Consider the following 16671-nt stretch of genomic DNA (forward strand, 5'->3'; position numbering starts at 1 on the left):
AGGGCCAGCACCAAGCCGTTCTACAACTAACGAACCGCGCTGACGCCGTTGGCGAAGAACGCCAGCCGCACCTCGCGGTCCATCGCCCGCTCCGGGTGGTCCATCAGGCCGAACGCCAGTCCGTCGGCGCTCGTGATGCCCGCGACGTCCTCGAACGACCCGTCCGGGTTGGAGTCCTTCTCGTACCGCAGTGCGACGCGGTAGCCCTCGGTCTCGCTGCCAGGGTCGAAGCGGCCTTCGCCGTGCGCGCACGGGAAGGTGAGGGTCTGACCGCCCAGGCCGGCGAGCCACGGGCTGTCGTTGTCGGTCTCGACGACGTGCCGCTGGTTCTCCTCGTTGCGGAACGTGCCGGCGCTGTTGACCTTCAGGCCGACCTTGCCGAAGCACCCGCCGCGCACCGCGATCTGGAATCCGTTGCAGATGCCGATCAGCGGACGCTGACGGCACGCCTCGAACTGGTCCGCGAGGTGGCTGCGCAGCAACGCCGCCGCCACCGCGCCACCGCCGAGGTGGTCGCCGAACGAGAACCCGCCGGGGATGCAGAGGATGTCGGCGTCGTCGAGCCGTTCGGTGCCCGCGAGAAGGTCTGCGGCGAACCGCATCCGCGGCTCCGCACCCACCTCGGCGAACGCTCGGACGGTCTCCTCCTGGCAGTTGGTGCCGGGCAGGTACAGGACGTTGACGGTCGGCTTCATGCGATCCTCGCCGTGAACGAGTTGAGCCAGCCGTCGCGCGCGGCCGGAGCGAACAGGTCGATGCCTTCGAGCACGATTCCGGTGCCCTCCAGCGTGCCTTCGAGCACACCGAGGACGACCGGGTCGAGCTCGGCGGGCAGGGCGGCGACGTCCTCGGGGGCGACCTCGACGACAGCGCCGACGCGATGCTCGGCGAAGAGCGACTCGGTGGTCGCGGACTCCAGCTTCACGCCGATGCCGCTGGCCAGCACGCCCTGGGCCAGCACACCCGCGACGCCGCCGGCGCCGATGCGGGCACCGCTGCGCAGCAGAGCCCTGCTCGCGGCGAGCGCGGTCAGGTAGCTGTCCACATCGGACAGTTCCAGGTCGTCGAGCGCGCCGATCGGCAGGCTGAGCTTGCGCGCGGCGACCGTGCCGACCGGAGAACCCGTGGCCAGGCCGATGCGCACGAGCACGTTGCCCGCTGTGGTCCACTGCTCGCGCAGCAGGTCGTCAGTGTGCGGGACCTTGCCCAGTGCGGACAGGAACACCGCGGGCGGCACGCTGACGAGGCCCTCGTCGGTCTGCACTGAGCCGGCCGAGGAGTCCTTGCCCGAGATCAGCGGCACGCCGAAGTGGCGGACCAGCACCGCGAGCTCGTCGACCATGCCGACCAGCCACTCGCGCCAGTGCGGCGAGAGGTGCGGGGTGTAGAAGTTGTCGCACATGCAGATGTCCTTGACGGCGACACCCGCGAGCACCTGGCCCGCGATCGCCGCGCAGAACATCTGACGGGTCGCGGCGACCGGGTCGGCGTCGAACATCCACGGGTTGAACGCGGTGTTGAGCACGGCCGCGGCGGGCGAACCCACGACGGGCGTGCCCGCCCAGTAGGCCGTGCGGACCGAGTTCTCGGTGCCGTAGTGCGGGCCGTACCAGGTGTTGCCCTGGACCGTGGAGTCGTACTGCGAGTCGGCGAAGTGCTGCGAGGCGATCTCCGCGTCGGCGACGACCTCCTCCAGCAGCCCGGCGAGCTGCGTGGGCGCGAGCTCCGGCCACTCGACCACGTCGGATGGACGCGGCGGCGGGCCGACCTCGAACCGTTCGACCTCGATGTCCAGCAGGTCGTACGCCACGTCGAAGCCGAGTTCGCCGTTGTGGGCGGGAACGGCGTCCGGCGCCGCGGCGATCAGGGCTTCCTCGGTGAGATCCGGGGCGTGGAACACGTGGTAGCGACCCGTGTCCGCGAACCGGCCGATGACCGTCGACCGCACCATGTGGCGATCGAGGATCTTCTTCGCCCGCTCCTGGTGCTCCGGCGGCACGGCGAGCAGCATGCGTTCCTGCGACTCGGACAGCAGGATCCGCCACATCGGCAGCGCCGCGGTCTTCAACGGCACCAGCGCGGTGTTGATCCACACGCCGCACGCCTCGCCGATCTCACCGACGGCGGAGTTCAGGCCCGCGCCGCCGACGTCGGTCAGCGCGCTCATGCAGCCCTCTTCGCGCAGCTCGATCAGCGCCTTGCGGAACTTGACCTGCTCCAGCGGCGCGCCGATCTGCACGGCGGCGGTGTCCATCACGGCACCCGCGGAACTCGCGGACGCGCCGTGGATGCCCTCGTTGCCGGTCAGGCCGCCGATCAGCACGACGAAGTCACCCGGTCGTGGAGTGCCGCGCTGCGCCGCCGACACGGGCAGCAGGCCGATGCTGCCACCGAGCGCGAACGGCTTGGCGCGGTACGCGGGGTGGAACGTCATGCGCGACGACATCATCGGCACGCCGAACGTGTTGCCGTACTCCTTGATCGCGCGGATCGTCTCGCCGGCGAGCCTGCGCGCGTCCGGCCGGCCCTTGATCGGCGCGGGCGCCTCCGGCTCGCCGACCGCGGTGTACTCGAAGCTGCCGATGGGGTCGGCGCTCAGGCCCGTGCCGAGGATGTCGCGCAGCACGCCGCCGAGCTTGGTCAGCTGGCCGAAGTAGCCGGAGATCGCCGACGGCCCGTTGTGCGTCTCGGCCTTGATGGCGATCGCGTGGCCGTCGTAGAAGTCCCAGACGCCCGCGTTGTCGTGGAACATGCTCAGCACGTTCGGGTTGTCGACGTCCTTCGCGGCCTGGACGAGCCTGCCGAGCAGGCTGCCCAGCGACTTCCACGTGGTGTGCGCGCAGTGGTCGCTCCAGCGGGCGTCCAGCGCCTCCAGCAGGACGTCCGTGACGAACTCGTCGCCGAGCGTCTGCTGGACGTGCTGCACGTGCTTCATCTGGGCGAGCGAGAGGTTGCGGCCCCCGGCCACCCCCAGCTCGGTGAGCCCGGCGTCGTCGAGCCCGCGCAGGTCGTACTGCGCCGCCGACTCGTAGTGCCCCTGCGGCACGAGGGTGTCGTAGTGCGGTTCCTCGTCGTGCAGCTCTTCGATCGTGGAGTTGAACCGCGTCGAGACGATCAGGTCCCGCAGGTTCGGCGAGGCCGACCTGTAGCTGGTCGCGACCTTGCCCGCCCGCGCCCTGACGCCGAGCAGCCCGCACACGGTGATGATCGAGTCGCTCTCGTTGTCGACCACGCCACGCTTGTAGGCGACCTGCACGGCGCCCGCGGGAAGCGGCTGGTCCAGCGAGACCTCGACGTCGAGCTGGTCGCCGAGCACGGCGCCCACCTCGCTCAGCGCGGCGGGGTCCGGCGTGCCCTCGAACTCGACGTAGTAGTCGCGCCACACCTCGAGGTCGTCGAGCTCCCACGATCGGCCGAGCTCACGGATGTCGGGCTCCGCGATGCCGGCGGAGCGAACCGAGAACTTGTGGATCAACAATCCTCCTGGAGCTGAACGGTCGGAGCCAATTGTCCTGGGCGGCGACCGCGCTCGAGCAGGCACCCAGGCAACCGGGCGAGGCCGCACTGCGACACATGCAGCACCCTAGGCGGTGAGGCCGTTTCGACCCGCATCGGCGGAACGCGACGCGCGTCACGCCCGCAAGACTGGTCACGCGACCCCGACCGGGCCGCCTGACCTGTCGCCGCGAGGAGAACGAATGCCGGACCTGAAGATCCCCGCCGACGGCCTGAGCCAGACCGCCCTCTACACGGCCTGGGTGCGGCACCAGGAGGGCGAGCACCCGCGGCCGTTGTTCACCGACCCGCTGGCCACCTTCCTCCTCGCCGAGCTGAAGGACCACCCGACGTCGCCCGCCGTGGCCGCGTTCATCGAGCAGATGAAGATCACCTCCAGCGGTTTCCCCTCGTACCACGTGGTGCGCACCCGGTACTTCGACGACCGGATCGGGGACGCGCTGGACAGCGGCGTGCGGCAGGTCGTGACCCTCGCGGCAGGCGTGGACGGCCGTCCGGCGCGCCTGCCGTGCCCGCCCGGCACCCGCTGGTTCGAGCTCGACCTGCCGGACATGACCGAGTTCAAGACGGCACTGGTCGCGCGGTCCGGCCTCGTGTCCTCGTGTGAACGGATCGGGGTGGCCGCCGACCTCACGACGGACTGGACGGCGCCGTTGCGCGCGGCCGGTTTCGACCAGGCGCGGCCGACCGCGTGGCTGGTCGAGGGCGTGCTGATGTACCTGACGCCGCAGGAGTGCGACGCGCTGCTGGCGGCGGTGACCGCGCTGTCCGCACCCGGCAGCCACCTGTTCCTCGAACACCTCCAGGTCTCGATGCTCAGCGATCAGGGCGCGCAGGTGCGCGGCGGGCTGGGCAAGCACGGCGTGGCCTTCCGGTCGGCCCGCGACGACATCACGGACTGGCTCGGCGCCGCCGGGTGGCTGGCGAGCACGCACGCGGGCGTGGACCCCGCGATCGGGCACGGCAGGTTGGTCGCACCGGTGCCGGCGGCCTGGCTGGCCTCCGCGACACTCAGGATCGCCACGGCAGGCAACCATTCGCATGGCCTGAGTGGTAGGTCCCGGTGACGGACTGAGGCGAAAGGCCGTGAAGTGGTGCGCTCACCTGAGGGGTTCGAGGAGTTCGTGGCGATCGCGTCGCCGCGGCTGCTGCGGACGGCTTTTCTGCTGACGCGGGACGCGGGGCACGCGGAGGACCTGCTGCAGACCGCGCTGGCGCGGGCGTGGCGGGCCTGGAACCGCATCGACGGTGATCCGGAACCGTACGTGCGGCGGATCATCGTGAACTCGCACGCCACCTGGTGGCGGCGCCGGTGGAGAGGTGAGGAGCCGACCGCCGAGTTGCCGGAACGGCTCGGCGAGTCGCCGCAGAGCGCGGTGGACGAGCGCGAGTGGCTCTGGCAGGCGCTCGGCCGGTTGCCGCGCAGGCAACGCACCGTGCTGGTGCTGCGGTTCTACGAGGACCTCACCGAGGCGCAGGTGGCCGGGCTGCTCGGCTGTTCCGTCGGCACGGTGAAGAGCCAGGCCAGCAAGGCGCTCGCCAAGCTCCGGCTCGACGACACGATCACGTTCGAAGGGGTGCGGCGATGAACCTGACGGACCTCAGCGAGGTGCTGCGCGACCGCGCCGAGCTCGCCGACTCCTCCCACGAGGCGCGCATGGCGGGCGTGCGCGCCAGGGTGACGGCTGCCAAGCACCGCCGTGCCGCCGCCGGGGCCGCCTTCGTCGTGCTCGCGCTCGTCGGGATCGTCTACGCGCTGCTGCCCCGCCTCGAGCAGCCCGAACCCGCTGTCCCACCGCGCAGCCTGCCGGAGTACCAGCAGGGCACGCGACTGCTCACCCAGGCCTGGGGAGACCTGCCCTCGACCAGCGTCACCGTGCGGTTCGTGCCGAAGTCCCTGGACCTCGTGCTGTTCACCAAGTGCGACATCGGGCCGAACGAGCAGCTGCTCATGAGCACCACCGTCAACGGCCACCCGTTCGTGCAGCGCAACTCCTGCGGCGGTGGGTCCAGCGCGAACTGGAGCGCCCTCGGCGTCGTGCCGGGACAGCCGTCCGTCATCACGCTGACCATCGACGGCAAGCAGGGCAGCGGCACCCCCGGCGCCCCAGGCCCTCCGCCGGCGTTGCCGCTGCCGGAGAGCGGCTCGTTCGCCCTCGGTGTCGGTGAGGCCGTGCCGGTGAACGAGTACCCGTTCCCGCCGCGCCCGCAGACGTTGGAGACGTTCCAGCCGAGCCTCGGGGAGCCGGCGATCGAGGTGCGGTCCGACGCGGCGGACCCGGCACGGCAGAAGGAGATCACCGCCGCCTGGCCTGGCGACAACATGCTGCACGCGGAGATGAACACGCCTGGCAGGATGCGGATTCTCGTCAACGACGTCGAGGTCATCAACTACTCGCACTGGACCTACGGCGTGGGCAGCACTCAGACCTTGCCCGGCGACTGGACGAGACACGGGCTCCAGCTGACCGAGGGTCAGCAGGTCAAGATCACGGTGATCCCCGAACGCACCACGGGCGATTGGCGGGTGACGTTCATTCCGCGATGACAGCGGGTCAGGGTCACTCGTACCGGGGCAGGAACGTCCGCAGGTCCAGCGCCGCGAGCCAGCGGCGCCACCGCGGCACCGTCGCACGCATCCGGTTCCTGGTCTCCCGCACGGCCGTCCAGTACGCGTCCACGGCGGCCTGGTCCGGTGTACCGGGGCCGAACACGTGGTCGTCCGCGTGCACGGCGAGACCGCGCAGGTCGAACCGGGCCAGCGCGGCCGCCTGCTGGCGCCGGGTCAGTCCCCGCGGCACCTTCGCCCCGAGGTCGCGGGCGTGGTCGACGATCTCGCGCCAGCCGGTGGCGAACCTCGCCGCCGGACTGCCGCGCGTCCGCCTTCGGTGGCGCCGCAGGGACTTCACCCCGACGAGCAGGCCGATCAACGCGCCGATCGGGAGCAGCACCGAACAGAGGGTGACCAGGAGATCCCTGAGCCACGACGGCAGGAACGGCTGGTCGATCGGACCGGTGCCGACCCCGGCCGCGTCCGCCCGGCTCGCGTCGACGAGCGAGCTGGGCATCTTCACGGTGTTCGGCGGCGGCACGACCGAGGCATCGGTGTTCTCGATCTCCTGCGGCGGCTGGTGATCAGGCTTCTTCGAGCGGTCGGGCATGTACTCGGTGTTCGGGACGACGGCCCACGTGCCGTCCGCGAGGTGGATCTCCACCCACGCCTGCACGTTCTCGCCGCGCACCACCCCGCCCGAACCGGGCAGCGCGCCCAGCACGACGCGGGCAGGCATGCCGATCTCGTTGGCCACCAACGCGTACGCGGCGGCGTACTGCTCGTCGTTGCCCGCCGGTCGCTTGGCGTTGAAGAACGCCGTCAGCCTGGAGGTGCTGTGTCCCGGCAGGTATTCCGTCTCGCCGGGACCGCCGTCGGTGTAGGCGCCGTTGTCGCGCAGGTACGCGGCGGCCGCCTTCAGACGACCGGCGATCGTCGTCGCGTCGCCGGCCCACTTCGCGACCTTGCTGCGCACGAACGCCAGGTCACCGGTGCGCACCGACGGCCGTCCGAACGGCTGGGCGTCGTCGGGGATTCCCTGCGCCGCAAGGACTGTGCGCAGCTCATAAGTGTCACCCTCGCGCAGCCGGTCGGCGACGATGCCGGACGCGGTCGCGAGGTTGTAGCGCAGGTTCTCGGTGTGGCCGGCCTTCCGGTCACCGGCGAACGCGATCTCCCGCGCGCGTCCGGCCGTCGGCAGCCACGCGCTCAACTCGTCCGCCGTCGCGTAGGCCGCCTCGATCCGGATCGTCACGTCCGCCTCGGCACCGGAGCCGGTGACCGGGATGCGCGCGCCGACGCGTTGGAAGTTGTTGCGCTGCAACGGACCGGCGATGCCGGACGGATCGTTGGTCGCGCCCCACACCCGGCCGTCGTAGCCGTCGAGCGTGGCGATCCGAACGCGCTCGCCCTCGGGGAGGCCCTGCACGGTGAAGAGCGTCTGGTCCCACAGCTGGTTGGCGTCCTTGGTGTGCTTGCGATAGCCGACCAACGGGCTCGCGTACGCGCCAATCTCGAACGGCGGCTCCACGTAGTTGCGCAGCACCAGCCGATCCGCGCTGCCGGTGCCGGGCAGCACCGGCGCGACCAGCAACGCCAGGCCCGCGGCAGCACTCACCAGCACCACCGCGGTCACCGATCGCATCCCGCGGACGCGCGCCCCGGTGCGATGCCGTGCCGCCCGCGCCGCGAGCCAGCCGGCGCCGACCGCCGCGAACGCGGCACCGAGCATCCCGGCCGCTTCTCCGGTGCCGAGCAGGATCACCGCGGCGAGCACGGCGAGCGGCGCGCCGATCGGAGCCGCGCCGGCCTTGACCCGGCGGGCCAGCGTGAAACCGCCCGCACCGCAGAGCAGACCGAGGATGTACGGGATCACCAGCAACGGACCGGAGCCGTCGACCGGCGGCAGCGTCGTGAGCAGTTGCTTCCAGCCGTGGACACCGAGATCGGCCAGGCCCGCGAGGGTGTCCGGCGTCGGCACTCCCCCGCTGCCGCGCATCGCGACCGCGCCGCCGAGGAGGAAGAACACCGCCACCGTCATCGCGGCGACGGCGATCATCGGGCGCCGCAGCACGGAGGCCACGTGCCCGGCGAGCACGCCGAGCACCAGTCCGGCGCCCCCGGCGAGCAGGAAGCCCCAGCCGGTGTAGGTGCTGCGGAAACCCAGCAACGCCAACACGAACAACGCGCTCAGGAAAGCGGCGTCGACGAGGTCGTCGCGGCGGGGCACGAGTCCGGTCATTGCAGGGTCCCTCCCGCGAGCAGCCCCGGCAGGTCGCCGAGCTGCCGCAACGTGAGCACGGTGAAGGAGGTGCTCGCCGCTCGTCTGGTGTGCTCGGCCGGGTCCACCCGCAGCACGACCTTGCGCACCTCCGGTGAGAACGCGGACGCCGCGACCCGCAGGTCCGCGTAGCTGTGCCGCGCGCTGGTGATGATCACGACCAGGGTGCCGTCCGGTGCCGCGGCCACCGCACGGGTGGCGGCTCCGGCGAGGCCGAGACCGCCGAGTTCGGCGCGGGCGAACACGTCCAGCACGTGCTGTCCGCCGCCACGGCCGGAGATGTGCCCCGCCGCGACCACGGTGGTGTCGATCTCGTCCGCCGCGGCGCGTGTCACCACGGAGGCACCGGCAGACAAGGCCATCTCGAACACCTCGGGGTCCGAATAGGACTGTTCCGCGCCGTCGACGATCACTACGATGTGCGCCCGCCGCGTGTCGAGATACTGTCGCACCAGGAACCGTCCGTCCTGAGTAGACGCAGCCAGCTTCGCCGTGGAACGCCAGTGGATGTGCCGCCGGTCGTCGCCCGGCGCGTACTCGCGCAGGGCGTGGAAGGCCAGGTCGCTCATCGAGACGTCGTTGGTGGTGCAGCCTTCCAGGTCGCGCAGCAGCCCGGTGCCCAGTGGCGCGAGCGGCACGGTCAGCGGGTGCACGAACAGTTCGACGACCTCCGTCATGCCGACCGTCCGCCGCACCAGTCCGAGCGGGTCGCCGCGCACCGTCGTCGCGGGACCGACCGCGATCACGCCGCGCTTCAGTCCGGCGATCTCGATCTCCCGGCCGCGGTCGAACACCTCGACGCGGTCCTTGCCGATCGGAAGCTCGACCTCGGGCGCGAACAACGACCTCCGGCCGTGGTGCTCGACCTCGACCGCACACCGCGTGGACTCGTCAGGCTGCAGACGGCGCTTGGTGACGTCGACCCGCACCCGAACCGCGCCACGGCCCAGCGTCAGCCCGCACGCCAGTGCCAGCAACAGCACACCTGTGGCGCCGAGCAGCACGAACTCGTCCCAGCCCAGCAAGGCACCGAGAACCCACGTCCCCGCCGCGACCACGGCGAGCAGCCGCCCGGACGGCGAGACGGCCTCCAGCAGCCGCCCCACGTCAGACACCTCGCCGGACGGGCGGCTCGATGTCCGCGAACAGCGAGTCGATCACCTTCTCGACCGTCGCGCCGTCGAACTGCGCCTCCGGGTGCAGCAGGATCCGGTGCCCCAGCACGGGATGCGCTAGCTCCTGGATGTCGTCGGGCACCACGTGACTGCGACCTTGCGCGAGCGCCCACGTCTTCGCACACCGCACGTACGCGAGGCAGCCACGCACCGAAACCCCAAGCCGCACAGCAGGATGCGCCCGCGACGCCTCGGCGATCCGGCTGACGTACCCGAGCACGGCCGGGTCGACGTGCACGAGGTCCGCGAGCGCGGTCAGCTGCGACACCGCGTTCGCGGCGATGGTGGCGGGCACGTTCACCGATCTGTCCCGCGTCGCCGCGTCCGCCAGCAACGCCACCGTGGCGTTGTGGTCCGGGTAGCCGACGCTGGTCTTCATCAGGAACCGGTCGAGCTGCGCCTCCGGCAACCGGTAGGTGCCGGCCTGCTCGATCGGGTTCTGCGTCGCGATCACCATGAACGGCGACCCGACCGGGTGCGTCTCGCCGTCGACGGTGATCCGCCCCTCCTCCATCACCTCCAGCAACGCCGACTGCGTCTTCGGCGACGCGCGGTTGATCTCGTCCGCGAGCACGATCGAGCCGAAGATCGGGCCGGGGTGGAAGCGGAACACCCCGCGCTGCTGGTCGTAGATCTGCACACCGGTGACGTCCGACGGCAGCAGGTCCGGCGTGAACTGGATGCGGGTGCTCTTGCCCTGCACCGTGTTCGCGAGCGCCTTGGCCAATGACGTCTTCCCTGTGCCGGGGTAGTCCTCCAGCAGCAGGTGGCCGTCGGAGAGCAGGCAGGTGAGCGCGAGACGGATCACGTGCTCCTTGCCGGAAATGGCACGGGAGATGTTCAGCACCATCTGCTCGAAGGTCTGCGCGAACAGCCGAGCCTGTTCAGGAGAGGCGGTCATGATTCTTCCTTCACTGTTCGCACGTCACCAGACCATTGATCCCGAGACACCGCCGCAAGTGGCCGTGACCGTTGACCCCGGATATCCAAAGAAGTTTCTCGTCTGCCGTCGCTCATTCGGTCCGAAGTTCTCGTTGACGAACCCGCCGCCGCGACTGCTGGTGAAAGTGCACGTCACATTGCCGGGGAAATTCGCCGTCTGCACGACGATGTAGGCACACGCGCTTGAAAGACATTCCCCCACCGTCGCGTGACAGCCTCCCGCAGGACACGGCGCACCCTTCGAGACAGTCACGGAGGGTGGTGGCGGGGGTGGCGGTGTGGTCTGTTGCCGGGACTGGCTGAGCGTCGGCCTGCCCGCGTCCGACACCGTCACGGTGACAGTCACGTTCGCCGAGTAGCCGGCGTCCTGGCTGCCGGACCAGCTCCACCCGCCCACGCCCGTGGTGAACGACTGGTTGAAGCCACGGCTCGTCGTCACCTGGACGTTCGCGGGCTTGCCGTTCGGATTCACCGACACGGAGAAGTTGACGACCGTGTTGCTGTTCGACGTGTTCAGCACGAGGTCGCGCATCGGCCCGTACGTCGTCACCCCGGCGGACACGGCGCTGTTGCACGGGTTGCCCGCATAGGCACCGCCGCCGCTGCCGTTGCACGCCTGGAGGTTGATCGTCACCGGCTGCCCGTTCGGCAGCCCGGTGATCGTCTGCGTCGCCCCGGCCTGCCCGCCGGTCGGATAGGTCCACGTCCCGCACGAGCCGCCGGACCACGTGCAGGTCACGGTGTTGGACTTGCCGTGCGAGGCCGGCGCGTCGAACCGCAGCGTCGCCTGCCCGTCCGACCCGGTGGGCGTCGCGGTGAACCCGGTGATCGGGTCCGGGGTCGCGGTCGCCTCCATCTGGGCCGCGGCGCTGGCGGGCGACATGTGGCCGGCGGGTTCGGACTCGGCGGCGGCGTTCGCGGCGACGACGGTGTAGCTGTAGATCGTGCCGTCGTTCTGCAGGCCGTCGTCGAGGCAGGTGGTGGCGGTGACCTTGGTGCAGACGGTCTTGGTGCCGCCGCCGGTGCGGGTGAGCGTGTAGCTGGTCGGGCCGGGCCCGTTGGCTCCGACCGCGCCCCACGACACCGTGACGGCACGGGTCTGCGCGTTCGCGGCGTTCGTCGCGGTGAACGACGGCGCCGCCGGAGCCTGCGGCGCGCCCGCCGACTGGCCTTCGACGGTGACCGCCGGGCCGGGGCCCTGCGAGTTGACCGCGATGACGGTGAACACGGTCTTCGCGTCGTTGTCGAGTCCACTGGCCGTCACGCCCGTGGCACCACCCGGTGCCGTCGTGCGGCCGCCACCGGACCACGTGATCTCGTGCCGCAGCACGGGCGTGCCGTCGTTCGGCGCCGCGACCCAGCTCAGTTGCAACGAACCGTCACGCGGCGTGGACGTGCTCAGCCCAGACACCGCGCCTGGCACCGTGTTCGGCTGTGCGGGTGCGGACGCGCCGCTGGGCTTGCCCCAACCGACGAGGTTGTGCGCGCGCACGGTGAACGTGTACTCCGTGCCGTTGGACAGGCCGTTGATCGTGCACGGCGAGGCGGAACACACCTGCTTGCCGCCGCCGTAGCCGACCTCGTAGGAGTCGATCGGCGCCCCGTTGCCGGACGGCGCGCTCCACGACAGCTCGACGACCTTGCTCAGCACCGTGCGGCCGGGCGCCGGGGTGCCGGGGGCGTCGGGCACGCCGAGCACGTTCAGCCTGATCCGTCCGGTGACCTTGCGGTCCTCACGGCTGGTGTCGGCGACGTCGGTCACGACGACGTTGAAGTCGATAGCGCCGTGCGCGTCGCCGTTCGGTGTGATGCGCACGGTCGAACCGTCGTTGCTCGCGCTCGCCGCCGCACCGCCGATCTGGTTCACGGAGACGACCGCGATCTTCGGGTCACGCAGCTGCGACCGCACGTACGAGACGAGGTCGACGGTGGCGGTGTCGCCGGCCTTCACGCCGTCCAGCGTCACCGGGGCGACGGTGGGCGGCGGGGCGGCCGCGACCTTGACCGCGATCTTGCCCTTCGGCCCGTCGCCCGCGCTGACCTCGATCGTTCCGGTCGTGCCGGGCTTCGCGCCGCCCGCCGCCGTGACGGTCAGCGTGCGTTCGCCGGAGCCTTCGAGCGAGACGCCGTCCGGTTGTTCCGCCCAGGCCGCCGAGTACCGGACGTCGCCGAGCTTGGAGCGGTCCGCGACCCACACGTGGCACACAGCGGTGACGTCGACCTTCACCGGCAGCCCGCCCTCGACGACGGTCAGCGCCGACGCGGGACAACGCAGCACGGGGGTGTCCGGCCCGACCTGCACCGGCACCGTGATCAGGGCGAACTTGCCCTCGGGGTCGGTCAGCGAGTTGCCGTCGGTGACCTGGAACGTGACGGCCGCCGGTCCGGTGTAGCCGCCGCGAGCGGTCAGGACCAGCCCGGTGTCGCCCTCGTTGCGGACCTCCAGCCCGGTCGCGGGCGCGGCGGTCACCTTGTCGACGGTCGTGAGCTTCGGCTGCTTGCCGGACGGCACCTCGACGTAGTCCTTCACCTGCACGGACGTCGAACCGTCTGCGGGCACGGAGATCAGCTTGTCCGGGATCGCCCTCGGCGCTCCCGTCCCCTTGGACGGCACGTGGATCAGGCCGGCGGCGGTCGCGCCGGACGCGTCCTTGACCTCGTAGGCGAGGGTGCGCGGGTGGTCGCCGACCGGCACCGTCACCTTGCGGCCGGACACCTTGGCCTGGTCGTGGAAGACCTTGGTGATCTCGAGCCGGTCCGCCGGGCCGTCCGGGTCGGCGATCGCGGGACCGAGATCCACCTCGATCGTGCTGTCTTCCTTCTTCGCCACCGGGAACAGCTCGCCCGCGACCGGCGGGATCGCGTAGTCCTCACGGCTGCGCACGGTCAGCGTCGCGATGGACGGCTGCCCCAGGCCGTTCGTGATGCCGTACGTGATCACCAGCGGCTTGCCGGTCAGGTCCGGCGCGGTCAGTTCGATCCGCCCGTCCTGCCCCTTCACGTCACCGGGCAACGACGGGTTGCGCGTGCTCAGCGGCTCGACGGTGATCGTGTCGCCGGGCGCCCGCACGTCGTTGACCAGCACGTTCACCGCGAGACGCGCACCGGGTGCGGCCGTCACGACGTCGTCGACGGCGACCGGCGGCTGCGGATCTCCCGGCGGCACCACGGCCACGCGGATCAGCGACTGCCCTTCGCGGCCGTAGGTGTCGGTGACGATGAAGCCGAACGAGTCGGTGCCGTTGGACGTCGGGAACGCCTCGTAGGTGAGCGAGGTGCTGGCGATCCCGACGACCCGCCCGAGGGTGGGCGCGGACGCGATGCCGGTGACCGCGACCGAGTCGCCGTCCGGGTCCGCGCCGCTGGACGGGATCGTGATCGTCACCCGGTCGCCCGCGACGGCCCGCACCTCGACGGGTTCCGGGGCGGGCGGCTGGTTCGGGTTGGCCGGGGTCGGCGCCGGGTTCACCGTCACGTGCGCGCGGCCGACGGCCTGGTCGCCGTCCGGGTTCTGCACCACGTAGGAGACCTCGGCGACGAACGGGGTGTCGAGGCGATCGGGGGCGAGGTAGCGGACGACGTCACCGGAGACGTAGGCGGTGCCGGGGTCCTTGCGGCCGTCCCGTGCGGTGACGGTCAGCCTGCCGGTGCCCGGCGCGCCCTGCACGTTGGACTGCAGGGAGAGCGGCGCTCCGGCGGGTGAGATGTCGTTGTCCAGCACCGGGATCGTCGCCGAGTCGCCGGCACGAGCGGTCGCGCGGTCGTCCTTGGGCACCGGGGTGTCGTCGGCGGGCGGCGCGAGCTGGGTGACGGTGACCTCGCCGGTGATCGGGCCGGTCACGCCGTCGGTCACGGTGTAGCGCACGACCTGCGGGTTGCGGTCGAGGGCGGGCGCGGTCGCGTTGATCCGCAGCCACCGGCCCTTCACGACGGCCACCTCCAGCTGCCCGCTGGTGCTCTCCGCGTGCTGCACGCCGAGGACCGATCCGGCGGGGCTGAAGTCGTTGGCCAGCACGTCGGCCACGACCGGTTCCTGGCCGCGCACGACCGCGTTGTCGGGCATCGCGACCGGCGGCAGCGGCGTCTCGGGGGCCGCGGTGACGTCCACGCGGATCGCGCCCTTGGCGAACGGCGCGTTGCCGAACGCGGCGGTGTAGTCGAGCGGGTAGGTGCCCGGTTTGGTGGCGGTCAGCGTCACCAGTCCGGTCTTGGTGTCGGTGGTGACCGTGGCTCCCGCGAGCGGTGCCACGTCGGCGGCGAGCCGCAGTTCGGCCGACGGGTCGACGGGGTCGGCGCCGGGCAGGTCGTTCTCCAGCGGGCGGACGAGCACGGGCGTGCCGACCTGGCCGCGTGCCACGTCCGGGCGGGCGACCGGCGGCAACGCGGTGGGGGCGGCCGGGTCGAGGACGCGCACGCGTTCGGCACCGGCCACGGGCTCGGCGATGCCGTCGGTGGCCTTGTAGTCGATGGTCTGCTGGCCCGCCTCGATCGGAGCCGCGTACTCGACGAACCCGCTGTTCGTGGTGGTCGCGACACCGGCCTTGGCACCGGCCTCGACGAGCACGACCGGGTCGCCGTCGAAGTCGCGCCAGTCCGCGAGCACCGGCAGCGTCAACCGGCCGCCCGACGCGACCGACCACTCGTACGGCTCCGCGCCCTTGCGCACGGCCGGTGCCTCGTTCTGCGCCTCGGTGCGCACCTGCACGGTGACCGCGGCCGTCGCGTTGAGGCCCTTGCCGTCATCGACCGTGTACTTGAAGTGCACGTCCTGGGCCTGCTCCGGCAGCGTCACCTCGACGGTCTGGCCGTCGGGGGCGATCGCGAGCCCGGCGTCCTTGCGGTCGAGATCGCTCACGGCCGTGACGGACAGGATGTTGCCGGCGGGATCGGAGTCGTTGTCGAGCACGTGCAGCACCGTCGTGCGGCCGGGCCGCGCGCCGAGCGTGTCGTCGGTGGCTTTCGGCGGCTTGTCCTTCGCCGACTCGGTGGTGTTGTCGTTCTTGTCCTTGTCGCTGGGCTTCTGCTCGGGCGGGGGCCGCACCGACTGCCAGTCGTCGACCTTGTTCTGGGTGCCCAGGTCCCAGACCGCGCCGGTCGCGACGTCGTTGAGCACGATCGCCCTGCGGTTCATCCGGAACACCGGCTGGACCAGGGCCTTCGCGTCCTTGAGGTTGCCGGCCGACGCCTTCTGGCCGCCGCACGAGCGGAAGTAGCCGCCGGACGCGCCGGCCCACGCGGCGTGCACGCACTCGCCGAGCCGCACGGGTTCGGCCGGGGCACCGTCCACGCCCTCGTGCAGCGTCGATGTGCCGTCGCCGTCGAGGTCGAACGTCTTGAGCTGGTCCTTGGTGGCCACGACGACCGCTTCAGCAGCGGGTCCTGCCTGCTGCAACACGGATTCACGTCCGGCCTGCGTCGTGCGGCCGGGCAGGAAGAGCGTGCCGGACTCGGCATCGAGCACGACGGCCTCGCTACCCACCGCCGTGATTCGCGGTGCCTTGGGTGCGGTCGCGAGCTTTCCGTACGACGGCTCGGCGAACCCGGTCTCGGCCGGCGTCACCTTCACCGTGCGGCCGTTGGCGGACACGGCGTGCACCGTGCCGTCCAGTCCCACGGCGAGTGCGGCGGCATCGGCTCCGTCAAGAGTGGCCAGCGGCGGGGACTCCTGGCTCAGCTGGTCCAGTGCGCTCACGCCGGCGTCGACGTCGACGCGGCTCGCCCAGACCTTGCCCGCGGCGGGGTCGAGCACGGCGAGCGTGCCGCCCGCGAGCGCGACCTGACCACCGCTGGGCAACACCAGTCCGTGGTCACCCAGCGTCACCGAACGGGCGACGTCGACCGGGTAGAGCTTGCCGCCCGCACGGTCCCGCGCGACCACCGCGGCGGCGTCCTGAACGATGTCCAGCTGGTAGTTCTGCTGCGCGCCACCGGGTGGGTTGATCGCGGCGTCCAACGACCCGACGGGTTTGTTGAGCCTTCCGAACAATCCGTCGCGATCACTCGTCACCCACACCCCGCCGTCGTTGAGATCGACCTGGCGGACCGGATTGCCGTTCGACGAGAACGCGTAGGCGACGAGCGAGGCGGCCGCGAGAACGAGCACCGTTCCGGACGCGAGCGTGGTCCGGTGCTTTCGGAAGAATCCCACTGTTCCCCTCGCAGAGATCGCATGCCGTCATCGGCGGTTCCGTCAACCGCCTATCGGG

Annotated in this window: 9 protein-coding genes; 3 read left to right on the forward strand and 6 right to left on the reverse strand. The window is 71.3% G+C overall.

Annotation, left to right across the window (positions count from 1 at the left end):
- Positions 1-26: 26 nt before the first annotated feature.
- Together OG205_RS20245 and OG205_RS20250 are read right to left on the reverse strand one after the other, a co-directional pair.
- A complete protein-coding gene (locus OG205_RS20245) occupies positions 27-695 on the reverse strand; it encodes a phosphoribosylformylglycinamidine synthase subunit PurQ (RefSeq protein ID WP_330277794.1) in 669 nt (222 codons plus the stop codon).
- On the reverse strand, positions 692-3475 hold the full coding sequence (locus OG205_RS20250) for an AIR synthase-related protein (protein WP_330277795.1): 2784 nt from the start codon (positions 3473-3475) through the stop codon (positions 692-694). Before OG205_RS20250 ends, OG205_RS20245 begins: the two co-directional genes overlap by 4 nt.
- 223 nt (positions 3476-3698) lie before the next feature.
- On the opposite strand from OG205_RS20250, the gene OG205_RS20255 reads away from it, so the two are divergent.
- The 3 genes from OG205_RS20255 to OG205_RS20265 are packed head-to-tail and all read left to right on the forward strand — an operon-like array spanning position 3699 to position 6064.
- On the forward strand, positions 3699-4583 hold the full coding sequence (locus OG205_RS20255) for an SAM-dependent methyltransferase (RefSeq protein ID WP_330277796.1): 885 nt from the start codon (positions 3699-3701) through the stop codon (positions 4581-4583).
- A 27-nt stretch (positions 4584-4610) separates the two neighbouring features.
- The gene (locus OG205_RS20260) at positions 4611-5105 is read left to right on the forward strand and encodes a SigE family RNA polymerase sigma factor (RefSeq protein ID WP_330277797.1); all 495 of its coding nucleotides are present in this window, start codon (positions 4611-4613) and stop codon (positions 5103-5105) included.
- On the forward strand, positions 5102-6064 hold the full coding sequence (locus OG205_RS20265) for a hypothetical protein (RefSeq protein ID WP_330277798.1): 963 nt from the start codon (positions 5102-5104) through the stop codon (positions 6062-6064). Before OG205_RS20260 ends, OG205_RS20265 begins: the two co-directional genes overlap by 4 nt.
- Before the next feature lie 13 nt (positions 6065-6077).
- Here OG205_RS20265 and OG205_RS20270 read toward each other — a convergent pair whose 3' ends face one another.
- The 4 genes from OG205_RS20270 to OG205_RS20285 are packed head-to-tail and all read right to left on the reverse strand — an operon-like array spanning position 6078 to position 16613.
- Complete coding sequence (locus tag OG205_RS20270; protein ID WP_330277799.1) at positions 6078-8309, reverse strand: transglutaminase-like domain-containing protein; 2232 nt, start codon at positions 8307-8309, stop codon at positions 6078-6080.
- Entirely contained in the window at positions 8306-9454 is a 1149-nt protein-coding gene (locus tag OG205_RS20275) for a DUF58 domain-containing protein (protein WP_330277800.1), read from the reverse strand. The genes OG205_RS20270 and OG205_RS20275 overlap by 4 nt, the downstream gene beginning before the upstream one ends.
- 1 nt (position 9455) lies before the next feature.
- A complete protein-coding gene (locus OG205_RS20280; RefSeq protein WP_330277801.1) occupies positions 9456-10424 on the reverse strand; it encodes an AAA family ATPase in 969 nt (322 codons plus the stop codon).
- 24 nt (positions 10425-10448) lie between these two features.
- Positions 10449-16613 carry an Ig-like domain-containing protein gene (locus OG205_RS20285; RefSeq protein ID WP_330277802.1) on the reverse strand — a complete coding sequence of 2055 codons (6165 nt, stop codon included), beginning with the start codon at positions 16611-16613 and terminating at the stop codon, positions 10449-10451.
- Positions 16614-16671: the final 58 nt, after the last annotated feature.

This window comes from Lentzea sp. NBC_00516 (assembly GCF_036346835.1).
Classification (GTDB): Bacteria; Actinomycetota; Actinomycetes; order Mycobacteriales; family Pseudonocardiaceae; genus Lentzea; species Lentzea sokolovensis.

Coding starts and splice junctions, on each gene's coding strand:
- OG205_RS20280 (WP_330277801.1), bottom strand. CDS start 10,424: ATGACCGCCTCTCCTGAACAGGCTCGGCTGTTCGCGCAGACCTTCGAG.
- OG205_RS20270 (WP_330277799.1), bottom strand. CDS start 8,309: ATGACCGGACTCGTGCCCCGCCGCGACGACCTCGTCGACGCCGCTTTC.
- OG205_RS20265 (WP_330277798.1), top strand. CDS start 5,102: ATGAACCTGACGGACCTCAGCGAGGTGCTGCGCGACCGCGCCGAGCTC.
- OG205_RS20255 (WP_330277796.1), top strand. CDS start 3,699: ATGCCGGACCTGAAGATCCCCGCCGACGGCCTGAGCCAGACCGCCCTC.
- OG205_RS20245 (WP_330277794.1), bottom strand. CDS start 695: ATGAAGCCGACCGTCAACGTCCTGTACCTGCCCGGCACCAACTGCCAG.